The 262-nt window shown below is 56.9% G+C and carries 1 pseudogene; it reads right to left on the bottom strand.

From position 1 onward, the window contains the following. Positions 1-210: pseudogene (locus ABR397_RS23900) on the bottom strand (hypothetical protein); the annotation flags it as partial. Positions 211-262: the final 52 nt, after the last annotated feature.

Genomic DNA, 262 nt, shown 5'->3' with positions numbered 1-262 from the left:
TTCTTGGAGTCCTTCCTGACGTCCTTCTTGGTGCCCTTCCTGACGTCCTTCTTGGTGCCCTTCCTCGCGTCCTTCTTGGTGCCCTTCCCGGCGTCCTTCTTGGCGTCCTTCCAGACGCCCTTCAATAAACCCTTTCTGGCGCCCTTCCAGGCGCCCTTCAATAAACCCTTTCTGGTGCCCCTTCTGCTCCAGTTTCTGCGCTATTGTCATCAGTACCTCCTCATACCTCGGGGACTGTTCTGCCAGTCGCCGGATAAAACCC

Source organism: Photorhabdus viridis, from assembly GCF_040256935.1.
Lineage (GTDB): Bacteria > Pseudomonadota > Gammaproteobacteria > Enterobacterales > Enterobacteriaceae > Photorhabdus > Photorhabdus viridis.
This window is presented reverse-complemented; position numbering and strand designations above follow the sequence as displayed.